General features: G+C 44.5%; 22 protein-coding genes, 3 rRNA genes and 2 other annotated features. All 25 genes read right to left on the reverse strand.

The genetic code is table 11. The features are described from left to right. Positions 1-52: 52 nt before the first annotated feature. The 25 genes from rplL to RCG24_RS16090 all read right to left on the reverse strand — a co-directional run bounded on the left by rplL (position 53) and on the right by RCG24_RS16090 (position 24633). A complete protein-coding gene (gene rplL / locus RCG24_RS15970) occupies positions 53-415 on the reverse strand; it encodes a 50S ribosomal protein L7/L12 (protein ID WP_202655795.1) in 363 nt (120 codons plus the stop codon). A gap of 99 nt (positions 416-514) precedes the next feature. Continuing rightward, entirely contained in the window at positions 515-1015 is a 501-nt protein-coding gene (gene rplJ, locus RCG24_RS15975; RefSeq protein ID WP_202655794.1) for a 50S ribosomal protein L10, read from the reverse strand. Between the two features lie 35 nt (positions 1016-1050). Further along, positions 1051-1191: a sequence feature (ribosomal protein L10 leader region), on the reverse strand. Between the two features lie 65 nt (positions 1192-1256). Next, a complete protein-coding gene (gene rplA / locus RCG24_RS15980; protein WP_202655793.1) occupies positions 1257-1955 on the reverse strand; it encodes a 50S ribosomal protein L1 in 699 nt (232 codons plus the stop codon). A 115-nt stretch (positions 1956-2070) separates the two neighbouring features. Beyond that, complete coding sequence (gene rplK / locus RCG24_RS15985; RefSeq protein ID WP_048822996.1) at positions 2071-2496, reverse strand: 50S ribosomal protein L11; 426 nt, start codon at positions 2494-2496, stop codon at positions 2071-2073. A 192-nt stretch (positions 2497-2688) separates the two neighbouring features. Then, complete coding sequence (nusG, locus tag RCG24_RS15990) at positions 2689-3222, reverse strand: transcription termination/antitermination protein NusG (protein WP_202655792.1); 534 nt, start codon at positions 3220-3222, stop codon at positions 2689-2691. Between the two features lie 203 nt (positions 3223-3425). After that, the gene (secE, locus tag RCG24_RS15995) at positions 3426-3608 is read right to left on the reverse strand and encodes a preprotein translocase subunit SecE (RefSeq protein ID WP_202655791.1); all 183 of its coding nucleotides are present in this window, start codon (positions 3606-3608) and stop codon (positions 3426-3428) included. Positions 3609-3655: 47 nt separating this feature from the next. Next, positions 3656-3802 (reverse strand): 50S ribosomal protein L33, encoded by a 147-nt coding sequence (rpmG, locus tag RCG24_RS16000; RefSeq protein ID WP_202655790.1) that lies wholly within the window; start codon positions 3800-3802, stop codon positions 3656-3658. Between the two features lie 111 nt (positions 3803-3913). Next, entirely contained in the window at positions 3914-4522 is a 609-nt protein-coding gene (gene sigH / locus RCG24_RS16005; RefSeq protein ID WP_202655858.1) for an RNA polymerase sporulation sigma factor SigH, read from the reverse strand. 111 nt (positions 4523-4633) lie between these two features. Continuing rightward, on the reverse strand, positions 4634-5143 hold the full coding sequence (locus RCG24_RS16010; protein ID WP_308077478.1) for an NYN domain-containing protein: 510 nt from the start codon (positions 5141-5143) through the stop codon (positions 4634-4636). 3 nt (positions 5144-5146) lie between these two features. Further along, positions 5147-5890, reverse strand: coding sequence for a 23S rRNA (guanosine(2251)-2'-O)-methyltransferase RlmB (rlmB, locus tag RCG24_RS16015; protein WP_308077479.1), 744 nt, complete (start codon positions 5888-5890; stop codon positions 5147-5149). Beyond that, complete coding sequence (locus RCG24_RS16020; protein WP_308077480.1) at positions 5887-6312, reverse strand: Mini-ribonuclease 3; 426 nt, start codon at positions 6310-6312, stop codon at positions 5887-5889. The genes rlmB and RCG24_RS16020 overlap by 4 nt, the downstream gene beginning before the upstream one ends. A gap of 3 nt (positions 6313-6315) precedes the next feature. Continuing rightward, positions 6316-7713, reverse strand: a complete 1398-nt coding sequence (gene cysS / locus RCG24_RS16025; protein ID WP_202651832.1) for a cysteine--tRNA ligase — start codon at positions 7711-7713, stop codon at positions 6316-6318. Continuing rightward, the gene (cysE, locus tag RCG24_RS16030; protein ID WP_202651834.1) at positions 7694-8362 is read right to left on the reverse strand and encodes a serine O-acetyltransferase; all 669 of its coding nucleotides are present in this window, start codon (positions 8360-8362) and stop codon (positions 7694-7696) included. The genes cysS and cysE overlap by 20 nt, the downstream gene beginning before the upstream one ends. A 148-nt stretch (positions 8363-8510) precedes the next feature. Then, positions 8511-8771: a binding site (T-box leader), on the reverse strand. A 115-nt stretch (positions 8772-8886) separates the two neighbouring features. Further along, positions 8887-10344 carry a glutamate--tRNA ligase gene (gene gltX / locus RCG24_RS16035; RefSeq protein WP_202651836.1) on the reverse strand — a complete coding sequence of 486 codons (1458 nt, stop codon included), beginning with the start codon at positions 10342-10344 and terminating at the stop codon, positions 8887-8889. 68 nt (positions 10345-10412) lie between these two features. Beyond that, positions 10413-10895 (reverse strand): 2-C-methyl-D-erythritol 2,4-cyclodiphosphate synthase, encoded by a 483-nt coding sequence (gene ispF / locus RCG24_RS16040; protein ID WP_202651838.1) that lies wholly within the window; start codon positions 10893-10895, stop codon positions 10413-10415. Then, the gene (ispD, locus tag RCG24_RS16045; RefSeq protein ID WP_202651840.1) at positions 10895-11587 is read right to left on the reverse strand and encodes a 2-C-methyl-D-erythritol 4-phosphate cytidylyltransferase; all 693 of its coding nucleotides are present in this window, start codon (positions 11585-11587) and stop codon (positions 10895-10897) included. The genes ispF and ispD overlap by 1 nt, the downstream gene beginning before the upstream one ends. 83 nt (positions 11588-11670) lie before the next feature. Next, the gene (locus RCG24_RS16050) at positions 11671-12759 is read right to left on the reverse strand and encodes a PIN/TRAM domain-containing protein (RefSeq protein WP_308077481.1); all 1089 of its coding nucleotides are present in this window, start codon (positions 12757-12759) and stop codon (positions 11671-11673) included. A 253-nt stretch (positions 12760-13012) separates the two neighbouring features. Then, positions 13013-14389, reverse strand: coding sequence for a DNA repair protein RadA (radA, locus tag RCG24_RS16055; protein ID WP_202651844.1), 1377 nt, complete (start codon positions 14387-14389; stop codon positions 13013-13015). A gap of 130 nt (positions 14390-14519) precedes the next feature. Beyond that, positions 14520-16964 (reverse strand): ATP-dependent protease ATP-binding subunit ClpC, encoded by a 2445-nt coding sequence (gene clpC, locus RCG24_RS16060; protein ID WP_202651846.1) that lies wholly within the window; start codon positions 16962-16964, stop codon positions 14520-14522. Between the two features lie 16 nt (positions 16965-16980). Then, a complete protein-coding gene (locus RCG24_RS16065) occupies positions 16981-18054 on the reverse strand; it encodes a protein-arginine kinase McsB (protein ID WP_202651848.1) in 1074 nt (357 codons plus the stop codon). A gap of 1 nt (position 18055) precedes the next feature. Further along, positions 18056-18604, reverse strand: a complete 549-nt coding sequence (locus tag RCG24_RS16070) for a protein-arginine kinase activator protein McsA (protein WP_308077482.1) — start codon at positions 18602-18604, stop codon at positions 18056-18058. A gap of 84 nt (positions 18605-18688) precedes the next feature. After that, positions 18689-19150 carry a CtsR family transcriptional regulator gene (locus tag RCG24_RS16075; protein ID WP_202651851.1) on the reverse strand — a complete coding sequence of 154 codons (462 nt, stop codon included), beginning with the start codon at positions 19148-19150 and terminating at the stop codon, positions 18689-18691. A gap of 194 nt (positions 19151-19344) precedes the next feature. Then, positions 19345-19461, reverse strand: a 5S ribosomal RNA gene (gene rrf, locus RCG24_RS16080). A 225-nt stretch (positions 19462-19686) separates the two neighbouring features. After that, positions 19687-22623: ribosomal RNA gene (locus RCG24_RS16085) — 23S ribosomal RNA — on the reverse strand. Positions 22624-23083: 460 nt separating this feature from the next. Beyond that, positions 23084-24633: ribosomal RNA gene (locus RCG24_RS16090) — 16S ribosomal RNA — on the reverse strand. The 16S, 23S and 5S rRNA genes sit together here, the layout of an rRNA operon. Positions 24634-24799 lie beyond the last annotated feature (166 nt).

A 24799-nucleotide genomic window follows, 5' to 3' on the forward strand; every position in this document is an offset into this window, starting at 1 on the left:
CGGATAGGCAAAAAAAGCCCGCTTATCCAGCGAGCTTTTCTTAGCGTTTAAATTACTTAACTTCGACGTTAGCCCCAACTTCTTCAAGTTTAGCTTTAATTTCTTCAGCTTCTTCTTTAGCAATACCTTCTTTAAGTGGTTTTGGAGCGTTGTCAACAAGGTCTTTTGCTTCTTTAAGACCAAGACCAGTGATTTCACGAACAACTTTGATAACCTTAATTTTTTGGTCGCCAGCGCCAGCTAAGATAACATCAAATTCAGTTTTTTCTTCAGCAGCAGCAGCACCTGCACCACCAACAACTGCTACTGGAGCAGCTGCAGTTACACCAAATTCTTCTTCAATTGCTTTTACTAAATCGTTAAGTTCTAGAACAGTCATATTTTTAACTGCTTCAATGATTTGTTCTTTAGTCATGATTAAGTTTCCTCCTTAATTTTCGTTTGATTATTTTAAAGACCGGGTAGATTGTCAAACTTAAATGCTAAGCGCCCAAGGGTGGTCGCTTTCGCTTTTCTATGCGCCTTGTTCTTCTTTTTGATCTGCCACTGCTTTTGCAGCAAGAGCCAGATTGCGAATTGGAGCTTGTAGTACGGAAAGCAACATAGATAGCAAGCCTTCGCGTGATGGAAGTTCCGCAAGAGCTTTTACATCTTCAACTGTTGCGATATTGCCTTCGATGACACCTGCTTTTAATTCAAGTGCCTCATTGTTCTTGGCAAAATCATTTAAGATTTTGGCTGGAGCTACTACATCTTCAGTACTGAACGCAATGGCGTTAGGACCAGTTAATGCATCATTTAAGCCGGAAAGTCCAGCTGCTTCAGCAGCACGGCGAGTCATCGAGTTTTTGTAAACTTTGAATTCTACACCAGCTTCACGAAGTTGTTTACGCAGTTCCGTTACTTGGGCAACTGAAAGTCCGCGGTAATCGACAACAACTGTTGATACGCTGTTTTTTAATTTATCAGCAATCTCTTCAACAATTTGTTTTTTAGCTTCGATAGCACTGCTCATTCTTAACACCTCCTGTAGATTATCTCCATTTATACCGGGCAATGAAAAAGCCTCCACATCTTTTCATAGACATAGAGGCCTCATAAATAGCATTATGCTAAATCTATTCGGATCACCTCGGCAGGAAATTAAGCCTGATAAGCACCTGCTGTCTACGGTACAAATGTTTTATTTTTAACAACAAATCACATTATAGTAAATGTCGTTGTTGTTGTCAATTGGTAAAATTACCTTGCAAAAATTATCTTGCAGCTACTGAAGAAGGATCAACTTTTACGCCAGGTCCCATTGTAGAGGAAACGGTTACGTTCTTCATGTAAGTACCTTTAGCTGCAGAAGGTTTGGCTTTTAGCATTGTGTCAAATACAGTCGTGAAGTTTTCTACTAACTTTTCGTTTTCAAACGAAGTTTTACCAATTGGCACGTGGATGTTTCCAGCTTTATCAACACGGTATTCAACTTTACCAGCTTTAATTTCAGCAATTGCTCTGGCTACATCAAATGTAACTGTGCCTGTTTTAGGGTTTGGCATTAAGCCTTTAGGTCCTAATACACGACCAAGCTTACCAACTTCCCCCATCATGTCAGGTGTTGCTACGATGACATCGAAATCGAACCAGCCTTGTTGAATTTTGTTGATATATTCTGTATCGCCTACATAATCAGCGCCAGCTGCTTCTGCTTCCTTCAATTTTTCACCCTTCGCAAAGACTAAAACGCGTTGGGTTTTACCAGTTCCGTTTGGTAGTACTACAGCACCGCGGATATTTTGGTCCGCTCTCTTAGGGTCAACCCCTAAACGAAAAGCAACTTCAACTGTTGCATCAAATTTTGCATAGCTTGTTTTCTTTGCAAGATCGATTGCTTCTGCAACCGGATAAGCTTTTGAACGGTCAACAAGCTTCGCAGCTTCTATATACTTCTTACCTTTTTTAGCCATTATTATTTTCCTCCTTGATATGTGGTTTTAACGTCGTTAAATAACTCCCACGAAAAAGGTTGCGAGTATTTTAAAACTACGCAACCCCCTCATTACACATTAACAGTTACATGGATTAGTCTTCGATGGTGATACCCATGCTGCGTGCAGTACCTTCAACCATGCGCATTGCTGCTTCAACGCTTGCTGCGTTAAGGTCAGGCATCTTTTGTTCCGCAATCTCGCGTACTTTATCACGCTTTACTGTTGCTACTTTATTACGGTTAGGCTGGCCTGAACCAGACTGAATTCCAGCTGCTACTTTCAAAAGAACGGCAGCAGGAGGAGTTTTCGTAATAAATGTAAATGAACGGTCTTCAAATACCGTAATTTCAACAGGAATAATCAATCCAGCTTGATCTGCTGTACGAGCGTTAAATTCCTTACAGAATCCCATGATGTTAACACCGGCTTGACCTAGTGCAGGACCAACTGGCGGTGCTGGGTTCGCTTTACCAGCAGGGATTTGTAATTTAACAACTTTAATTACTTTTTTAGCCACGAGACACACCTCCTTAAAGTCCGTGATGTGGTTAATAGGGACCCAATTGGGAATATTCCCTCCCACTCATTAATAGTCTTTATATAAAAAAATAAAGAGCTTGACAAAAGTCCTGTCTCTTAAACTGAGACATATTGACCTATGAAATATTAACATTTTTTAAAGTTGATTTCAAGTTTTTTTACAATCTAATTAGATTTTCTCAATTTGTGAGAAGTCCAATTCAACCGGTGTATCACGGCCAAACATATTAACGAGTACTTTTAGCTTCGCTTTATCCTTATCCATCTCTTCAATATTGCCGGTAAAGTTGGCAAATGGTCCTTCCTTTACACGTACCGTTTCGCCGATTTGGTAATCGACATCAATCCGTTTTTCCTCTACACCCATCCGCTTGAGAATAACGCCCACTTCTTCCGGAAGCAGCGGCGTTGGCTTGGAACCAGATCCTGCAGACCCAACGAAGCCAGTAACCCCGGGAGTATTGCGTACGACATACCAGGAATCATCTGTCATCACGAGTTCAACTAATACATATCCAGGGAATACCTTGCGTTTCACTACCTTTTTCTTTCCGTTCTTGACATCGGTTTCTTCCTCTTCCGGTACAATCACACGGAAGATTTTATCCGTCATACCCATAGACTCTACACGTTTTTCCAAATTCGCTTTGACCTTATTTTCATAACCTGAATAAGTATGAACCACATACCAATTCTTTTCCATTTTGTAGGACTAAATGTCCGTCCCTCCCTACTCATTAACTTACCATTCATTTTACTCTTTCTTGCACCACCAAGGAAATTGCAAATACAATATACCTATTACCGGTCGCTTTCAGTTTTCTAAGCAAATTAAAAAACCCGTTTAAACGGGCTTTTGCTAAAAATTTCTTTATTGATTACCATTATACCATGAACTACCGCTTATTATTCAAGAATTAAACGAATCAATCTTGAAATTCCTAAATCTAACACCGTGAAAAAAAGAGCAAAAAAAGCAACCGTCGTTAATACGGTAATCGTCGAACGAATAAGCTCTCCTCGTTTGGGCCAGCTGACTTTTCTCATTTCACGGACAATATCACTGAAGAACTTCTTTATGCGTTGCATGTTTGAAACCCCCAACTAGAGCAAATAGCATTGCCAGAATCTGAATCTTATTTTGTTTCTCGGTGGATTGTATGGGTTGCACAAGTTTTGCAGAATTTTTTTAATTCTAATCTATCTGATTGTGTCGCTTTTTTTTCAGTGGAATAATTCCTTGAACCGCATTCGGCACAAGCCAGAATCACTTTTTTACTCATCTCTAACACCTTCAATATATCCCTAAAACTTTAACATGACGTCCATTTTTTTGTCAATAACTATCAACCATTCGTCAGATAACAACGGCAAATTTTTTATCCCGCCAGATGTCATAAGGTTAATTCCCGTATTTCCAAGTAGCGCTCAAGCTTCCGCTTTACCCGCTGTAAAGCATTATCAATCGACTTCACATGGCGATTAAGCTCTTCTGAAATTTCCTGATAGGATTGTCCATCTAAATAAAGAGCCAATACCTTTCGCTCCAGATCGCTTAATAATTCGGTCATTTTGATCTCAATATGGTCAAATTCCTCTTGATTGATAATCAGTTCTTCCGGATCCAATACCTTGGTGCCAGACAATACGTCCATTAAGGTACGGTCTGATTCTTCATCATATATCGGCTTGTCCAATGATACATAAGAATTTAATGGAATATGCTTCTGCCTTGTTGCTGTTTTTATGGCAGTGATAATCTGGCGGGTAATACATAACTCAGCAAACGCTTTAAATGAAGTGAGCTTGTCCTCGCGGTAATCACGGATAGCCTTATAAAGACCGATCATCCCCTCTTGAACAATATCTTCCTTATCTGCCCCAACCAGAAAATAGGATCTTGCTTTAGCACGCACAAAATTACGATACTTATGGATTAAATAATCCAACGCATCACTATCACCTTTATGCACCAGATCAACAATTTCCTCGTCTTCCATCATGACCAGCTGCCCATTGACCTTTGCTCCGAAGTCCGTACTCAAGCGTAATCCCCTCCACCGACAAGCGTAGATAATATTATTATACATTAGAAATATTTTCTAGTCGAGGGCTCATTTATGTCCTCGGCGCCATTTTTCGAAAATTTCTGCCATTTCATCACTAATAGGTATTTTCGATCCCGGTTTTTTTTCTTGAATGCTTTTTACTTGATGTTTTATGCCTTTTTCAACTGATGTCATCTCATGCAGCAGCTCCCGGGCAGATATTCTCAGTGCCCCTTGTCCAAAAATGGCCCATTGCTCTGTATAATCGGAAGTGGCTACATGGATCTGTGTTTTTCGATTATTTAAACTAATTGCCATTTTTTCAATCCGTTCATCAGCCGTTTCATTTTCTCTTGTAAAAATGACTTCAACTTTATGATTTTTATATTTCTTTGCTGTCCCCGGAACATAATAGGCATCAAAGACGACAATCACCCGATAGCCTGACATGGCTTGGTATTCAGCCATTCTCTCAACTAAGCGATCCCTAGCGGCAGCTAAATCATGCTCCTTTAGGGCTTTTAACTCCGGCCACGCCCCGATAATGTTGTAACCATCAACCAACAGGATATCCATACGTCATCCCCCAAGCGGGTGTCGTTTCCGATAAACCTCATACATGAGCAAAGCAGCAGCAACCGAAGCATTTAATGAAGTCACCTTGCCCGCCATCGGCAGCCGAATGAGAAAATCACATTTTTCCTTGATCAGCCGCCCCATTCCTTTCCCTTCATTACCAATGACTAAACCAAGCGGCAGCGTTCCGTCAAACTGGCGATAATCCTGTTTCCCCAAAGCATCTGTTCCCGCAATCCAAAGGCCGCGTTGCTTTAATTCATCAAGCGTTTGTACCATGTTGGTAACCCGGACGACTGGTATATATTCAATTGCCCCGGTTGAGGCCTTCGCAACCGTTGCCGTTAAACCGACAGCCCGGCGTTTAGGAATGATGATTCCATGCGCTCCTACAGCATCAGCTGTTCTCATCATCGAGCCAAGATTATGCGGATCTTCTATCTCATCCAATAATAAAAAGAAAGGAGGTTCATTTTTCTTTTCAGCAGCCGCAAATAAATCATCCATCTCTGCATAGTGATAAGCAGCGATATAGGCAAGCACCCCTTGATGATTCTGTTTGGTTATTTGGTCAATTTTCTTCTTCGGCACAAATTGGACAAGGACCTTCGCTTCTTTTGCCAGTTGAATAATTTGCTGCATTCCGCCACGCTGTGACCCTTCAGCAATTAAGACCTTATTAATATCCCGTCCGGATTTAAGCGCCTCGATGACCGGATTTTTGCCAATGATATATTCCTGATTCATGTTGCTGCCCCTCCTTTCTTTTCCTCTACATATAAAAACGCTTGGTGGATAAGTTCTTCCAGCCTTTCGATTTTTCCTGATAAAAATAAATACCCCATCAACGCTTCAAACGCAGTGCTATAGTGATAAGTTTGCACATCGGTGTTTTTCGGAACCGTTCCCGATTTGGCATTCCTGCCGCGCATTACCACCGCCAGCTCCTCCTCTTGTAAAACATTGTCATCGATCAGCTGAAGGAGAATTTGACATTGCGCCTTAGCCGAGACATACCTGGTTGCCGCCCGATGTAATTGATGAGGTCGAACTTCCCCGGCAGACAGCAGATGACGGCGGACATAGGTTTCAAATATCGCATCGCCCATGTAGGCCAAGGCAAGAGCTTTCATTTGGTATGCGTCTAATGTTTTTTTGTTTTCCAACATCTGTTATCCTCTTTTCCACCTTGTGCCTTGCGGGGTGTCTTCTAAAATAATATTCATTTCTTTTAATTGGTCACGAATTTGATCAGCCAATTGGAAATTACGGTTTTTCCGTGCTTGAATCCGCTGTTCAATCAGGGCGTCAATTTCTTCATCCAGCATTTCTTCTTGTTTCAATGTTAGCCCCAGCACACCAAATAACTCTTCAAATTCTGTCGTAAAGGCATCAATCACTTCAACCGCTGTATTTTTTTCTAATAAATAATAATTGGCCAGTTTTGATAGCTCGAATAACACAGAAATCGCCAATGCTGTATTAAAATCGTCATCCATCGCTTCGATAAATTGCTCACGCAAGGCAGAAATTTTATCAAGCCACTCTTGATTATTGTCAGTTAAATTGGTGCTTGCCTCCCTGCGGTGCTTTAAGTTTTGGTAAGAGGTGGTTAGCCGTTCAAATGCCGCCCTCGTGCTCTCCAATAATTCCTCGCTATAGTTGATCGGATTACGATAATGTACGGAAAGCATAAAGAACCTGAGTACCTGTGGGTTGTGCTTCCGAATAATATCGTGAACGAGGACAAAGTTTCCTAGTGACTTTGACATTTTTTCGTTATCAATATTAATATAGCCATTATGCAGCCAATAGTTAGCAAATGTTTTACCAGAAAGTGCCTCCGATTGGGCGATTTCATTTTCATGGTGCGGGAATGTCAGGTCCTGACCCCCGGCATGAATATCTATCGTCTCGCCGAGGTATTTTTTTGCCATGGCCGAGCATTCGATATGCCAGCCGGGCCGTCCTGGTCCCCACGGGCTTTCCCAGAAAATTTCCCCTTCCTTCGCCGCCTTCCATAAAGCAAAGTCTAAATCGTCTTCCTTTTTGTCACCGACTTCAATCCGGGCGCCAATCCGCAGCTCGTCTATTGATTGATGAGAAAGCTTGCCGTACTCATCAAAGCTGCGTGTCCGGAAGTACACATCTCCCTCTGATTCATAGGCATAGCCTTTTTCCACCAGCTGCCGGATAAAATCAATAATGATATCCATATTCTCCATTACCCGTGGATGAACATCAGCTCTTCTGCAGCCTAATGCTGATACATCTTCAAAATAGGCTTCGATAAAACGGTTGGCAATGGTTGGGACATCCTCTCCTAGCTGATTGGCAGCGCGGATTAATTTATCATCAACATCAGTAAAGTTCGAAACATATTGAACTTCATAGCCGCGATATTCAAAATAACGGCGAACCGTATCAAAGACAATCGCTGGACGGGCATTACCTATATGAATATAGTTATAAACAGTCGGACCGCAAACATACATTTTCACTTTTCCTTCTTCAAGCGGTACAAATGTTTCCTTTTTACGTGTGAGCGTATTATAAAGTTGAATGGCCATTAACCTTTTTCCTTTCTTGTTTTAATTCTTCCAATTCTTTTCTCAGTTGTTCCAGTTCCTGCTGCATTTCTTTAAAACGATCAGCTACCGGGTCTGGAAGGTCACTATGATTTAAATCCCGTTTTATTCGTTTACCATCCTGAACAACGACTCGCCCCGGAATCCCCACCACGGTGGAGTTAGGAGGTACTTCTTTTAAGACAACAGAGCCGCCGCCAATTTTGGAATTTTCCCCAATCGTAATCGACCCAAGTACCTTTGCCCCGGTAGAAATAAGGACATTGTCTTTAATAGTCGGATGGCGTTTGCCTTTTTCTTTTCCTGTCCCGCCTAATGTTACCCCTTGATAAATCGTGACATTATCACCAATTTCGCAGGTCTCCCCAATGACCACACCCATCCCGTGGTCGATAAAAAATCTCCTGCCTATTTTTGCCCCGGGATGAATTTCAATTCCTGTGAAAAAGCGGCTAATTTGCGAAATAACGCGAGCAAGGAAAAAAAATTTACGCTTATACAAGGCATGAGCCACTCGATGAGCCCAAATAGCGTGCAAACCTGAATATGTTAATATGACTTCTAAGTAAGTTCTCGCCGCCGGGTCCTGATCAAATACAACTTCTACATCTTCCTTTAATGTCTTAAACATTCCCATCCCCCCAATTAGAAAAGAGTAAACCCTTTGGTCAGCAGCACACCATGACCAGTATAAGATAAGCGGCTAAAATTCTGTTTCCAGCCTTCTCGACGATTTGCCGTGAACTTTTCTCTTGAATAAAAAAGCGCCCCTGTCCGACGACAGAGACGCTTATGCGTGGTTCCACTCTGATTAGGCACTAGTCTTTTCAGCGTAATTTTCTAACAAACACTGAAAACCTGTATGCCTCACTCTTACTTGTTAACGGAAAGGTTCCGCTCAAATCTACTCGGATAAACTCCTTTTGAAATGAGACTCAGAGGTGCATTTCAAAAAATGAGCGGCTTGAACCACTTTCAGCCGGTGATGGTCCTCTCTTTTAAGCAATCATTTTTCTACTTTTCCTCATCAACGATTTAGCTCATATCATTTATTTTCGCTAAATAAATTCGACTATACTTCGGCAACTGCCCTAATGTCCCCGTCTATCGTCGAGTGTTCATTTATATTTACTATATTACACTTTTTCGCTATTGTTAACCAATAATTTGTTGAATTCTTTGTTGAACCTTTTCTTTTCCTAAAAGTTCGATGGATTTCGGCAGATCTGGCCCATGAGTTTGTCCTGTTACAGCGGCACGAATTGGCATGAACAAGTTCTTCCCTTTTTGACCAGTAGATTTTTGCACGGCTTTCATTGCCGCTTTAATTCCTTCCGCTTTAAAGTCTTCCATTTGGTCAAGCTCTGCTAAGAAGGCCTTTAATACTTGCGGTACCTGCTCTCCAGCAAGCACCTCTCTCGCTTCTTCCTCATATTCCACCTGTTCTTTAAAGAACAACTCGGAAAGTTCAACAATTTCTGCACCAAAACTCATCTTTTCCTGCAGCAATGCTACCAAACTGCGAACCCAGTCTCTTTCCTCAGCGGATAGATTCTCAGGTACCCTGCCGGCCTTGATGAGATGCGGCAAAGCAAGCTCGACAGCCCGATCAACATCGACTTTTTTCATGTATTGATTGTTCATCCAGGTGAGCTTTTGCTTATCAAATAGGGCCGGTGATTTCGACAGACGGCTTGCATCAAAAAGCTTAATAAACTCCTCTTTGGAGTAAAGCTCCTCTTCGCCTGCCGGTGACCAGCCAAGCAAAGTGATAAAATTGAAAATCGCTTCCGGCAAATAGCCCAACTCTTCATATTGTTCAATGAATTGGATAATCGATTCATCACGTTTACTTAATTTCCGGCGGCTTTCATTGACGATCAGGGTCATATGACCAAAAATTGGCGGTTCCCAGCCTAAGGCATCGTAAACCATCAGTTGTTTCGGTGTATTAGAAATATGGTCATCCCCACGCAATACATGGGAAATCTCCATTAAATGATCATCAATTGCAACGGCAAAGTTATAGGTAGGTGTACCGTCCTTTTTCACCATAACCCAGTCACCCATGCCTTCAGAGTCGAAGGAAACAACACCCTTTACCATATCATCAAATGTGTAGGTTTTACCTTCCGGAACAACGATCCGAATGCTTGGCATGCGCCCTTCTGCTTCTAACCGGGCACGGTCTTCAGCTGTTAAGTGACGGCATTTACCGGAATAATGCGGCGTTTCACCACGTGCGATCTGTGCTTCTCGTTCTGCCTCTAACTCCTCTTCGGTGCAATAGCATTTGTAGGCCTGACCATTTTCCAGCATCTGCTTGTAATATTTTTCGTAAATATCATTGCGCTCTGATTGCCGGTATGGTCCGTATTCACCACCGACATCAACGCTTTCATCCCAATCAATTCCAAGCCATTTTAAATATTTTAATTGACTCCGTTCACCGTCTTCAATATTCCGCTTCTTATCCGTATCTTCAATTCGGATAATAAATTTTCCGCCTTTATTACGGGCAAATAAATAGTTAAATAGCGCCGTGCGAGCATTTCCGATATGCAAATGTCCGGTTGGACTGGGAGCATATCTTACACGTATTTCGTTTGACATGGTAATGCCTCCACTTTCCTAATAGTCATCTTGAATCATTTTATCATGATGAATTGGCGGGTTAAAGTCTAATGGTTCACCTTTTTTAAAAGTACCACCGCTTGAGCAGCAATGCCTTCGCCCCTGCCGGTAAAGCCCAATTTCTCAGTTGTAGTCGCTTTTACATTGATTTGGCTGGTTTCCGCCTCCAGAAGTTCAGCGATCCGCCCCCGCATTTGTTCAATATAGGAAGCCATTTTGGGTTTTTGGGCAATAATGGTGCAATCGGCGTTGACAAGCTGATAGCCTTTTTGTTTGACAAGCTGCCAGACATGCTCCAACAGCTTTGCGGAGTCGGCATCTTTAAACCTTGGATCAGTATCGGGGAAATGCTTGCCGATATCCCCTTCCCCAATAGCACCAAGACAGGCATCGCAAACTGTATGCAATAATACATCGGCATCAGAATGACCTAACAATCCCTTTTCATAGGGAATAGTAATGCCGCCGATGATTAAGGGCCGCCCCTCGGTTAGTTGGTGAACATCAAAACCTTGTCCAATTCGAAACATCACTTAAACTCCTTTTTCCGTTTTTTTAAAATTGCCTCTGCGAAGTATAAATCTTCCATCGTCGTTAGCTTTATATTATCATAATCACCTTCGACGATTGCTACACATTGGCCTAAGCGCTCGACAAGACTTGCATCATCAGTCCCAATAAAGCACTCCTTGTCAGCCTTTTCATAGGCCTCCTTGAGGAGGGAAACGCGAAAAGCTTGTGGGGTCTGGACAGCCCACAAGCTCGAACGATCAACAGTTGCTTCGACAACACCATTCTTTACCTTTTTCATGGTGTCTTTGGCCGGCACGGCAATAATCGCTGCCCCTGTTTTCGCGGCCAATTCAGTTAAAAGCTGAATTTGTTCTATTTGGATAAAAGGTCTTGCACCATCATGAACAAGAATAATTCCATCGGTTTCGACCGTTTTTAAGGCATTAAAAATACTGTCCTGCCGTTCTTTTCCACCCGGAGCAAAACCGCAAACCTTGGTTAACTGATACTGTTCAATCAATGCTTTAATTTCTGATTCATCCTGGGGATGGACCGCTAAAATGATTCCTGCACAGGCATCGTCTGCTTCAAACACTCGTAACGTGTGAATCAAAACAGGAATTCCATCCAGCTCAAGCAAAAGCTTATTTTTCCCCGCTCCCATTCTTTTTCCCTGACCCGCTGCAGGGATAATGACTTGATAAGTCATATGGAAAACCTCATTCTTTCTCTCTATCTTGTCTAGCTTTGAACCGAAGGCTCAACGCTGAAGTGCTTCTGCCTTTCAAACCATTATAATGCCTTCTCCAATAATTTCGGTTTGGCAAAAATCATTCTACCGGCAGATGTCTGAAGGACACTGGTGACAAGAACTTCGATTCTTTTGCCAATATACTCTCTGCCTTCTTCCACCACAATCATCGTCCCATCATCAAGGTAAGCAACCCCTTGGTGATACTCTTTTCCATCCTTAATGACTTGAACCGTTAATTCCTCTCCTGGAAGTACAACCGGTTTAACCGCATTGGCCAAGTCGTTAATATTTAACACTGGTACATTTTGTAACTCACAGACTTTGTTTAAATTAAAGTCATTGGTGACAAGAATTCCGCCCGTTAATTTTGCCAGCTTCACAAGCTTCGAATCAACCTCTTGGATTTCCTCAAAATCACCTTCATAAATTTCCACTTTAATGGCCAATTCCTTTTGGATCCGGTTTAAGATATCAAGTCCCCTTCTGCCGCGGTTGCGTTTTAACACATCAGAAGAATCCGCGATATGCTGCAGTTCCTCAAGAACAAATTGGGGGATCACAATCGTTCCTTCCAAAAATCCCGTCTGACAAATATCAGCAACCCGGCCATCAATAATAACACTTGTGTCCAAAATTTTTAATGACTGAAGTGATCCCTTTTCATTATCCTCATCAACCGTTTTTTTCTTATTCCCGCCTCTGCTGAAAAGACCCATCAGCTCATCACGCTTTTTAAGGCCGACCTGAAAACCGAGGTAGCCAAATAGCAGGGTCAATACAATCGGGGCAACCGCATTTAAAATAGGAACCTGCACTGCGTTGAGGGCAAATCCAATTAAAAAAGCGACCACTAGACCAAAAATTAGGCCCACACTGGCAAACAACACATCCGTGACGGGTATTTTTATTAAAGAATCCTCAGCCCATTTAATAAAATTAAGCACATAATCAACTGCCCAAAAGGTAAGAAGATAAAAAATAATAGCACCTAAAATAGCAGTGACATAGGAATTATTAATCAGGGATAGATCACCCATGCCAGCAACATTTAATAATTTGGGTAAAAATAATATTCCAAGCGTACCACCAATAAGGAGGAAGCAGGCTTGCACAATTCGTTTTAACATTTCTTCACCTCCTCTAATAATTATAAACATATTCATAGGATTGAAACCGTGATTTGCCAATTATTTTTTAAATTGTTAGCAATATGAAATCTTCTTGTTATAATAAAGAACTTTCAATTTATAGGGTAGCATCATAGGAAATTTATGTCAAATAAATTGAAAAATTTTTATTTTAACATAGTTTCTATGTTCTAGCAATACTTTTTTGGCGATAATTGGTGTACAGCTAGTAAACTAGCAGAGTTTTTCTTGATTACCCTAGTGCAGCCTTTAATGCTTCAGCGACGGAAGAAACACCAATCAATTCGATTCCTTTTGGACCTGTCCAGCCGCCCAAATTGTTTGCCGGCAAAATGACCCGCTCAAAACCCAATTTCGCAGCTTCCTGAACACGTTGTTCAATCCTTGAAACCCGTCGGATTTCTCCTGTTAAACCCACCTCGCCTATAATACAATCCGCCGGTCTTGTCGGCTGATCACGGAAGCTTGAGGCAATACTGACAGCAACAGCCAGGTCAATCGCCGGTTCATCCAGTTTAACACCGCCGGCTACTTTAACGTAAGCATCCTGGTTTGCCAGCAGCATCCCAACCCGTTTTTCCAGCACAGCCATTAATAACGGCACACGGTTATGGTCAATGCCTGTTGCCATTCTTCTGGGGTTACCAAAGCTTGTTGGGGAAATCAATGCCTGAATTTCTACCAGAACCGGCCGTGTCCCTTCCATAGAAGCAACAACAGTGGAACCAGCAGCCCCGCGCGACCGCTCTTCAAGGAAGATTTCAGATGGATTTTCCACCTCTTCCAAGCCAGATTCCTTCATTTCAAAAATCCCCATTTCATTTGTCGAACCAAAGCGGTTTTTCACCGCTCTGAGGATCCGATACGTGTGGTGTCTTTCCCCCTCAAAATAAAGCACTGTATCAACCATATGCTCAAGCAGGCGCGGCCCGGCAATCGACCCTTCCTTTGTCACATGCCCGACAATAAAAATGGCAATTCCTTTTGTTTTTCCAATTCGCATCAATTCTGCGGTGCACTCCCGAACTTGCGAGACACTCCCAGGAGCCGACGTCACATCCGGATGAAATATGGTTTGAATCGAGTCAACGATGACAAAGCTGGGGTTTGTCTGCTCGATTGTCCGATTCATTTCCTCAAGGTTGGTTTCCGCATAAACAAGCAAATGTTCAGAAGAGATCCCTAATCGCTCGGCTCTTAGTTTCGTCTGGCGCAGCGATTCCTCACCTGATATATATAAAACCTGATGACCTTTCTCTGCAAGCTGTGATGAGACTTGCAACAGAAGGGTGGACTTACCAATTCCCGGGTCACCGCCAATTAACACCAGCGAGCCTTTAACCACACCGCCGCCCAGGACACGATTGAGCTCTGCTAAATCTGTATAAATGCGCGGTTCACTTACCGTTTCAATAGACGTAATTGGAGTCGGTTTGGTTACAATCGTTCCTCCTTGTGAATGAGCAAATGCCCCTCTTCTCGCCGCTCCCGTAACCTCTATTTCCTCCACCATTTTGTTCCAAGTCCCGCACCCCGGACATTTTCCCATCCATTTTGGCGATTCATACCCGCACTCTTGACAAATAAACTTCGTTTTTCGCTTTACCATCTGTTTCTTCCTCTCCAGTCTAGCAGAGAATTTCCATCCTATCGAAAAAAGAGGTACACGGTTCATTTTTATTCACGTGTACCTCTTTAGTTTTTTAAAAATTAAAACCCTTATTTCTTCTTAACTTTGGTTATTTTGTTACCGTTTCTCTCTCTGCGGTTTTGACGGTAAATTCTCCATCTGCCACATCTATTATAGCATGCTGGCCGGTTAATAAGGTTCCTCTTAAGAGTTCCTCTGAAAGCCGATCCTCTACATGTTTTTGAATGGCCCGTTTCAACGGTCTTGCCCCGTATTCAGGATCATACCCTTCCTCAGCTATTTTATCTCTGGCAGCAGCTGTTAATTCAATTGAAATATTTTGCTCTCTCAGCCGCTTAATTAACTGATCCGATAACAGAGCGACAATTTCATTTAAGTGCTTTCTTTCCAGCGCATGGAAGACAATGATTTCATCAATGCGGTTCAAGAATTCAGGACGGAACGCTTTCTTTAGCTCCTCCATTACTTTACCTTTCATATCTTTGTAATTTTGGTCACTGTTGTCCTGAATATTAAAACCAACATATTTGTTCCGTTTCAGCGCTTCGGCCCCTACGTTCGAAGTCATGATTAATACGGTATTACGGAAATCCACGGTCCGCCCTTTAGAATCCGTTAACCGCCCATCTTCAAGGACTTGGAGTAAAATATTAAACACATCAGGATGCGCTTTTTCAATTTCATCCAGCAAGATAACGGAGTAAGGCTTTCTGCGTACTTTTTCCGTTAATTGGCCGCCCTCTTCGTAACCGACATACCCTGGAGGGGAACCGACAAGACGTGATGTCGAATGTTTCTCCATATATTCTGACATATCAATCCGAATCATCGCATCTTCATCGCCAAACATCGCTTCGGCAAGGGCCCGGGCTAATTCTGTTTTACCAACACCTGTAGGGCCGAGGAAAATGAAGGAACCAATTGGACGCTTTGGATCTTTCAATCCGGCTCTGGCACGACGAACGGCTTTGGCAACCGCCTTAACGGCCTCATCCTGACCGATAACCCGGGAATGAAGGATTTCCTCTAAATTAAGCAATTTGGCCGTTTCGGTTTCAGCAAGCTTGGAAACAGGAACCCCCGTCCAGCTTGAGACAACGCTGGCAATATCCTCCACTGTCACTTCATTATTCTCTTTGCCTTGCTTTTCTTTCCAGCTCTTTTTCGTTTCCTCCAGTTGTTCACGCAAACGCTGTTCGGAATCTCTTAAAGAAGCAGCTTTTTCAAACTCCTGACTTTGAACAGCGGCATCCTTTTCTTTTCGGACTTCTTCTAGTCTCACTTCGAGCTCTTTCAAATTTGGCGGGGTTGTGTAAGAGCGCAGCCGTACCTTCGACCCTGCCTCATCAATTAAATCAATTGCTTTATCCGGCAGGAAGCGGTCCGATATATAGCGGTCCGATAATTTCACCGCAGCTTCAATCGCATCGTCGGTAATCGATACGCGGTGATGGGCTTCATAACGGTCGCGTAATCCCTGTAAAATTTGAATCGATTCTTCAATTGTCGGCTCATCGACCCGAATCGGCTGGAAGCGGCGCTCGAGAGCAGCATCCTTTTCAATATATTTACGGTATTCATCAAGGGTTGTTGCCCCGATACATTGCAGCTCCCCGCGGGCAAGCGACGGCTTTAAGATATTGGAAGCATCAATTGCACCTTCGGCCCCGCCGGCACCTATTAATGTATGGAGTTCATCGATGAATAGGATGATATTCCCAGCCTGACGAATTTCATCCATGACCTTTTTGAGGCGGTCCTCAAATTCACCGCGGTATTTTGTACCAGCCACCACGGTCCCCATGTCAAGGGTCATAACCCGCTTATCGCGGAGGATTTCCGGTACCTCGTTATTAACGATTTGCTGTGCCAGTCCCTCGGCAATAGCTGTCTTACCAACACCAGGCTCACCGATTAGCACCGGGTTATTCTTCGTCCGGCGGCTCAGCACTTCAATGACCCGCTGAATTTCTTTGCTGCGGCCAATGACAGGGTCTAGGCTTCCTTCCCGGGCGATTGCCGTTAAATCCCGGGCAAGGCTGTCAAGTGTCGGAGTGTTCGCGCTTGTGGAGGCGCCTCCTTGATGCCCGCCGGTTTCATTGCTGCCTAATAATTGCAGTACCTGCTGACGTGCTTTATTTAAGCTGACACCAAGGTTATTCAGGACACGTGCGGCAACACCTTCTCCTTCGCGGATCAATCCAAGTAAAATATGCTCAGTTCCTACATAGGAATGTCCTAATTTACGAGCTTCGTCCATGGAAAGCTCAATCACCTTTTTGGCTCTAGGTGTATAATGAATGATTTGCGAAGTCTCTTGACCCTTGCCAATCAGGTTCTCAACTTCCTTTTGAATCTTGTCCGAGCCCAAGCCCAGACCGTAAAGGGCTTTGGCAGCAATTCCTTCCCCTTCGCGAATTAATCCTAATAAAATATGCTCAGTTCCAATATTATTGTGTCCCAGGCGGATTGCCTCTTCCTGTGCCAAGGCTAAAACCTTTTGAGCTCTTTCAGTAAACCGGCCAAACATCATTGTGCTCACTCCTCACCTATAATTTATTGAATTCCATTTTAAGACGTTCACGAATTAACGCGGCCCGTCTAATATCCCTTTCATGCGGTCTAAGTTGCCCCCCGGCATACTGCTGTAAGAAACCAGGTTGGGTCAAAATCATTAATTCATTTAGGATCGACTTTGACATATTTTGAATGTAACCCATATCAATTCCCAGTCGTACATCCGATAAACAACGGGCGGCTTCTTTTGATTCTATGATTCGGCTATTGGTTAAAACTCCTAATGAACGGAATACTCTATCTTCTAATTGTATGTTAGAAGTTTTCCGCAATGCTTCACGTGCTGACCTTTCTTGTGAAATTAACTGGCTGACGACACCTATTAAATCCCGGCAAATATCCTCCTCTGATTTCCCAAGGGTAATTTGATTGGAAATTTGAAAAATATTCCCTAAGGCTTCACTTCCTTCACCATAAATTCCTCGTACCACAAGTCCTAATTGGTTTATTGCAGGGATAATTCGATTCATTTGCTGTGTCAAAATTAACCCTGGTAAATGCATCATTACGGAAGCGCGGATCCCTGTACCAACATTCGTCGGACAGCTGGTTAAATATCCGTATTTTTCATCAAAGGCATATTGAATGTGACTCTCAAGCCAATCGTCGATCTCATTAGCAGCCTGTAAGGCTTCGGTTAATTGCAGTCCGGGGAACAAGCATTGAATTCGAATATGATCCTCTTCATTAATCATAATACTAATTTCTTCATTTTCGGTTAATAATACTGCTCCGTATGGTGAATCCTCAGCCAGCTGCGGACTGATTAAATGTTTTTCAACTAAAACTCTTTTTTGAAGCGGCTGCATGTCTTCTATTTTTAATAGCTCCATTTGGCCAAACTTTTGCAAGCCGGAATTTTGCAAGAGCTGTTCCATCTCGGAAATCACCTGTTGTGCCTCTTGATGGGAAAATAATGTTGGAAATTTATATTGTTCAAAATTGCGGGCTAGGCGAATCCGTGTAGTGAGGACGATATCGGAATCTGGCCCTTCCTCGCTCATCCATGAACTAACCGCTTGATTTAAGAAATGCTCGAGCGACACATTATTTCCCTCCCTCGTAACCACTGGTCAATTTCTTCTCTATGCTACGAATTTCATCGCGAATCTTTGCTGCTGTTTCAAATTCCTCCAGCGAAATACATTTTTGCAGTCCTTCCTTTAACTCTTCTAGTTGTTTGCGCAGATGTAAATCGCCGCCAATTCTTTTTGGAATTTTCCCGTTATGTGTCCAGTTGCCACTATGAAGCCTTCTTAATACAGGCTGTAACTGGTCTTTAAAGGTTTCATAACAGTGGGAACAGCCAAACCGGCCCAGTTTTAAAAATTGCGGGAATGTCATTGAACAGTTTTCACAATGAAGGAGTTCCTCCTGTTGAAATGGACTTTGGCTTGGCTTTTGAAAAGTGGGGTCAATTTTTAATAATCCTGCTAATAAGTTATTAAAATCAAAGCCCGACTGTCCATTAAACATCAATATTTCACCTTTTTCTTGGGCACATACTTCACAAAGATTTACCTCTGTTTTTTCACCATTAACAATTTTTGTAAAGTGAAATGCCGCAGGCCTTTGATGACACTCTTGACAAATCATAATTTCACCTCTCCTAACGCTTGACTTTTTCTTGTAATCATTAGGAATAAAACCCTGTTTAAATTAGGAAATACTGCTATATTACTATTTATATTTCAAAGTCGTAAGCATGGCTCTTAGCATTCTTGCTCTTAGTTCATCACGATACGGAAGATCAATATATAGAACAGAACGGTCCATCACGCTTAACATTATTTTTGCTTCCCGATCCGTTATGATGTCCTCGTCAATTAACCTTCCTATAACATCTTCTGCACTCGCTTGACTAATCCTGCTTTGAAAAAGTGACAATAAATGGTCAATTAAATCAGCTGAATCGTGGGATTCCACTTTCATGATACGGATATATCCCCCGCCACCACGTTTACTTTCGACAATATAGCCCCTCTCGATTGTAAATCGGGTATTGATAACGTAATTTATTTGTGACGGTACACACTGGAATTTATCAGCTATTTCACTTCTCTTTATCTCCACATGGTCCGCTTCACTCAACTCTAAAACCCGCTTTAAATATTGCTCAATAATATCGGAGATGTTCCTCATCTTCGCACCCCCACTTCGATCTGACTTTGACTATATTTGACATTAATTATACTTAATTTTTTCCTAAGATGCAACGAATCACTACACTATGATTTTCTCCAAATCTTATAGGAACAAAACATAAAATATATGAGAAAATATTACTAATTTAACAAAACAAAAAAGACAACCTATGCAGATTGTCTTTTTTGTTTGCCCGGCAGCGTCCTACTCTCACAGGGGCGCGTGCCCCAACTACCATCGGCGCTGAGAAGCTTAACTTCCGTGTTCGGTATGGGAACGGGTGTGACCTTCTCGCCATCACCGCCGGACTATTCAATTGAGGTTCATTCCCTCAAAACTAGATAATATAGAAGAAGTGTAAGAACGAGTTCGCTTATATTAATTGTCCAGCTCCAGCGTCCAGCAACTAGTGTCTTTCGGTCTTTTCCCTCCGATAAGTCAACATCGAATCGTTTCACTCTTCGTGTTTCCTTTATCTCAGTCAAAGCCCTCCAAGCCATACGTTGCTAAGCGGACGCTTCCGCTTTTCGATTTTGGTTAAGTCCTCGATCGATTAGTATCAGTCAGCTCCACGTGTCACCACGCTTCCACCTCTGACCTATCAACCTGATCATCTTTCAGGGATCTTACTAGCTTAAAGCTATGGGAAATCTCATCTCGAGGGGGGCTTCATGCTTAGATGCTTTCAGCACTTATCCCGTCCGCACATAGCTACCCAGCGATGCCTTTGGCAAGACAACTGGTACACCAGCGGTGCGTCCATCCCGGTCCTCTCGTACTAAGGACAGCTCCTCTCAAATTTCCTGCGCCCACGACGGATAGGGACCGAACTGTCTCACGACGTTCTGAACCCAGCTCGCGTACCGCTTTAATGGGCGAACAGCCCAACCCTTGGGACCGACTACAGCCCCAGGATGCGATGAGCCGACATCGAGGTGCCAAACCTCCCCGTCGATGTGGACTCTTGGGGGAGATAAGCCTGTTATCCCCAGGGTAGCTTTTATCCGTTGAGCGATGGCCCTTCCATGCGGAACCACCGGATCACTAAGCCCGACTTTCGTCCCTGCTCGACTTGTAGGTCTCGCAGTCAAGCTCCCTTGTGCCTTTACACTCTGCGAATGATTTCCAACCATTCTGAGGGAACCTTTGGGCGCCTCCGTTACTCTTTGGGAGGCGACCGCCCCAGTCAAACTGCCCACCTGACACTGTCTCCCACCCCGATTGAGGGGTGCGGGTTAGAATTTCAATACAGCCAGGGTAGTATCCCACCGACGCCTCCACCGAAGCTGGCGCTCCGGTTTCTCAGGCTCCTACCTATCCTGTACAAGCTGTACCAAAATTCAATATCAGGCTACAGTAAAGCTCCATGGGGTCTTTCCGTCCTGTCGCGGGTAACCTGCATCTTCACAGGTACTATAATTTCACCGAGTCTCTCGTTGAGACAGTGCCCAGATCGTTACGCCTTTCGTGCGGGTCAGAACTTACCTGACAAGGAATTTCGCTACCTTAGGACCGTTATAGTTACGGCCGCCGTTTACTGGGGCTTCGATTCAGAGCTTCGCGTGAGCTAACCCCTCCTCTTAACCTTCCAGCACCGGGCAGGCGTCAGCCCCTATACTTCGCCTTGCGGCTTTGCAGAGACCTGTGTTTTTGCTAAACAGTCGCCTGGGCCTATTCACTGCGGCTTTTCAGGGCTTTGACACCCTAAAAAGCACCCCTTCTCCCGAAGTTACGGGGTCATTTTGCCGAGTTCCTTAACGAGAGTTCTCTCGCTCACCTTAGGATTCTCTCCTCGCCTACCTGTGTCGGTTTGCGGTACGGGCACCTTGAATCTCGCTAGAGGCTTTTCTTGGCAGTGTGGAATCAGGAACTTCGGTACTGTATTTCCCTCGCCGTCACAGCTCAGCCTTCACGGTGAACGGATTTTCCTATTCACCAGCCTAACTGCTTGGACGCGCATGACCAGCAGCGCGCTTACCCTATCCTCCTGCGTCCCCCCATCACTCAAACGATTCAGAGGTGGTACAGGAATATCAACCTGTTGTCCATCGCCTACGCCTTTCGGCCTCGGCTTAGGTCCCGACTAACCCTGAGCGGACGAGCCTTCCTCAGGAAACCTTAGGCATTCGGTGGATGAGATTCTCACTCATCTTTCGCTACTCATACCGGCATTCTCACTTCTAAGCGCTCCACCAGTCCTTCCGGTCCAGCTTCAACGCCCTTAGAACGCTCTCCTACCACGGACACCAACGGTGTCCATCCACAGCTTCGGTGATACGTTTAGCCCCGGTACATTTTCGGCGCAGAGTCACTCGACCAGTGAGCTATTACGCACTCTTTAAATGGTGGCTGCTTCTAAGCCAACATCCTGGTTGTCTAAGCAACTCCACATCCTTTTCCACTTAACGTATACTTTGGGACCTTAGCTGGTGGTCTGGGCTGTTTCCCTTTTGACTACGGATCTTATCACTCGCAGTCTGACTCCCACGGGTAAGTCTTTGGCATTCGGAGTTTGTCTGAATTCGGTAACCCGATGAGGGCCCCTAGTCCAAACAGTGCTCTACCTCCAAGACTCCAAGCCGTGAGGCTAGCCCTAAAGCTATTTCGGAGAGAACCAGCTATCTCCAAGTTCGATTGGAATTTCTCCGCTACCCACACCTCATCCCCGCACTTTTCAACGTGCGTGGGTTCGGGCCTCCAGTAGGTGTTACCCTACCTTCACCCTGGACATGGGTAGATCACCTGGTTTCGGGTCTACAACTACATACTCTAATCGCCCTATTCAGACTCGCTTTCGCTGCGGCTCCGTCTCTTCAACTTAACCTTGCATGCAATCGTAACTCGCCGGTTCATTCTACAAAAGGCACGCCATTACCCGTTAAAGGGCTTTGACTACTTGTAGGCACACGGTTTCAGGTTCTCTTTCACTCCCCTTCCGGGGTGCTTTTCACCTTTCCCTCACGGTACTGGTTCACTATCGGTCACTAGGGAGTATTTAGCCTTGGGAGATGGTCCTCCCAGCTTCCGACCGGATTTCACGTGTCCGGCCGTACTCAGGATCCACTCAGGAGGGAACGAAGTTTCGACTACAGGGCTTTTACCTTCTCTTGCGGACCTTTCCAGATCGCTTCGTCTACCCCGTTCCTTTGTAACTCCATGTTGAGTGTCCTACAACCCCGAAAGGCAAGCCTTTCGGTTTGGGCTGTTCCCGTTTCGCTCGCCGCTACTTAGGGAATCGCGTTTGCTTTCTCTTCCTCCGGGTACTTAGATGTTTCAGTTCCCCGGGTCTGCCTTCCTTACCCTATGAATTCAGGTAAGGATCCTGCTCCATTACGAGCAGGGGGTTCCCCCATTCGGAAATCTCCGGATCGACGCTTACTTACAGCTCCCCGAAGCATATCGGTGTTAGTCCCGTCCTTCATCGGCTCCTAGTGCCAAGGCATCCACCGTGCGCCCTTTCTAACTTAACCTCTGACAAATGATCAGCGTCGAATCTCTGCGTCAGCTTCGTTCACTCAGATCCTCACGTGCCCTTAAGCACGCTCCGGTCTTCACTCACTCGCTTCCTTGACCTTCTCGCTGCTGATTTGTCATGACCTAAAAGGTTTAAAACCATAAATGAGCGATTACTCGGTTCTTACTTGGTTACTTCTTCTATTACGATTATCTAGTTTTCAAGGAACAAGGCTACTGATTTTCATCACGAAGTGATGGATCATATAGCTTTATGAGAGATTATTCTCTCAAAACTAAACAAGGCGACTTCCACGAATCAACTTCATGAAAAGTCTTCTTAGTTTTGCTTCAAGCTGCCTTGCGACGAGCTGAGGAATACTTCCTCGAACTACTACGGCGCAGGAGCACGTTACTTCATTGAGAGATTATTCTCTCAAAACTAAACAACAAAAACGTCAAACTTTTTATCCTTAGAAAGGAGGTGATCCAGCCGCACCTTCCGATACGGCTACCTTGTTACGACTTCACCCCAATCATTTGTCCCACCTTAGGCGGCTGGCCCCTTGCGGTTACCCCACCGACTTCGGGTGTTACAAACTCTCGTGGTGTGACGGGCGGTGTGTACAAGGCCCGGGAACGTATTCACCGCGGCATGCTGATCCGCGATTACTAGCGATTCCGGCTTCATGCAGGCGAGTTGCAGCCTGCAATCCGAACTGAGAATGGTTTTATGGGATTGGCTTAGCCTCGCGGCTTCGCTGCCCTTTGTACCATCCATTGTAGCACGTGTGTAGCCCAGGTCATAAGGGGCATGATGATTTGACGTCATCCCCACCTTCCTCCGGTTTGTCACCGGCAGTCACCTTAGAGTGCCCAACTGAATGCTGGCAACTAAGATCAAGGGTTGCGCTCGTTGCGGGACTTAACCCAACATCTCACGACACGAGCTGACGACAACCATGCACCACCTGTCACTCTGTCCCCCGAAGGGGAACGTCCTATCTCTAGGAGTGTCAGAGGATGTCAAGACCTGGTAAGGTTCTTCGCGTTGCTTCGAATTAAACCACATGCTCCACCGCTTGTGCGGGCCCCCGTCAATTCCTTTGAGTTTCAGCCTTGCGGCCGTACTCCCCAGGCGGAGTGCTTAATGCGTTAGCTGCAGCACTAAAGGGCGGAAACCCTCTAACACTTAGCACTCATCGTTTACGGCGTGGACTACCAGGGTATCTAATCCTGTTTGCTCCCCACGCTTTCGCGCCTCAGCGTCAGTTACAGACCAGAAAGCCGCCTTCGCCACTGGTGTTCCTCCACATCTCTACGCATTTCACCGCTACACGTGGAATTCCGCTTTCCTCTTCTGCACTCAAGTCCCCCAGTTTCCAATGACCCTCCACGGTTAAGCCGTGGGCTTTCACATCAGACTTAAAGGACCGCCTGCGCGCGCTTTACGCCCAATAATTCCGGACAACGCTTGCCACCTACGTATTACCGCGGCTGCTGGCACGTAGTTAGCCGTGGCTTTCTGGTTAGGTACCGTCAAGGTACCGGCAGTTACTCCGATACTTGTTCTTCCCTAACAACAGAGCTTTACGACCCGAAGGCCTTCATCGCTCACGCGGCGTTGCTCCATCAGACTTTCGTCCATTGTGGAAGATTCCCTACTGCTGCCTCCCGTAGGAGTCTGGGCCGTGTCTCAGTCCCAGTGTGGCCGATCACCCTCTCAGGTCGGCTACGCATCGTCGCCTTGGTGAGCCGTTACCTCACCAACTAGCTAATGCGCCGCGGGCCCATCTGTAAGTGACAGCTTGCGCCGTCTTTTAGCTTATCTACATGTGTAAATAAGAGTCATCCGGTATTAGCTCCGGTTTCCCGAAGTTATCCCAGTCTTACAGGCAGGTTGCCCACGTGTTACTCACCCGTCCGCCGCTAACCTTTAGGAGCAAGCTCCTAAAGGTTCGCTCGACTTGCATGTATTAGGCACGCCGCCAGCGTTCGTCCTGAGCCAGGATCAAACTCTCCAATAAAGTTCGAGTTGATTAGCTCATAAAATTTAACGTTGGCTTCATTTCGTTAGAAATGAATGATTATTGTTGTCCAGCTACAGCGCCCTAGCACCTAGTGTCCTTCGCACTCCGCCCTACGATAAGTCAACATCGAATTGCCTTCGGCTTCTTCGTGTTTCCTTTATCT

This window comes from Neobacillus sp. OS1-32 (assembly GCF_030915425.1).
Lineage (GTDB): Bacteria > Bacillota > Bacilli > Bacillales > Cytobacillaceae > Neobacillus > Neobacillus paridis.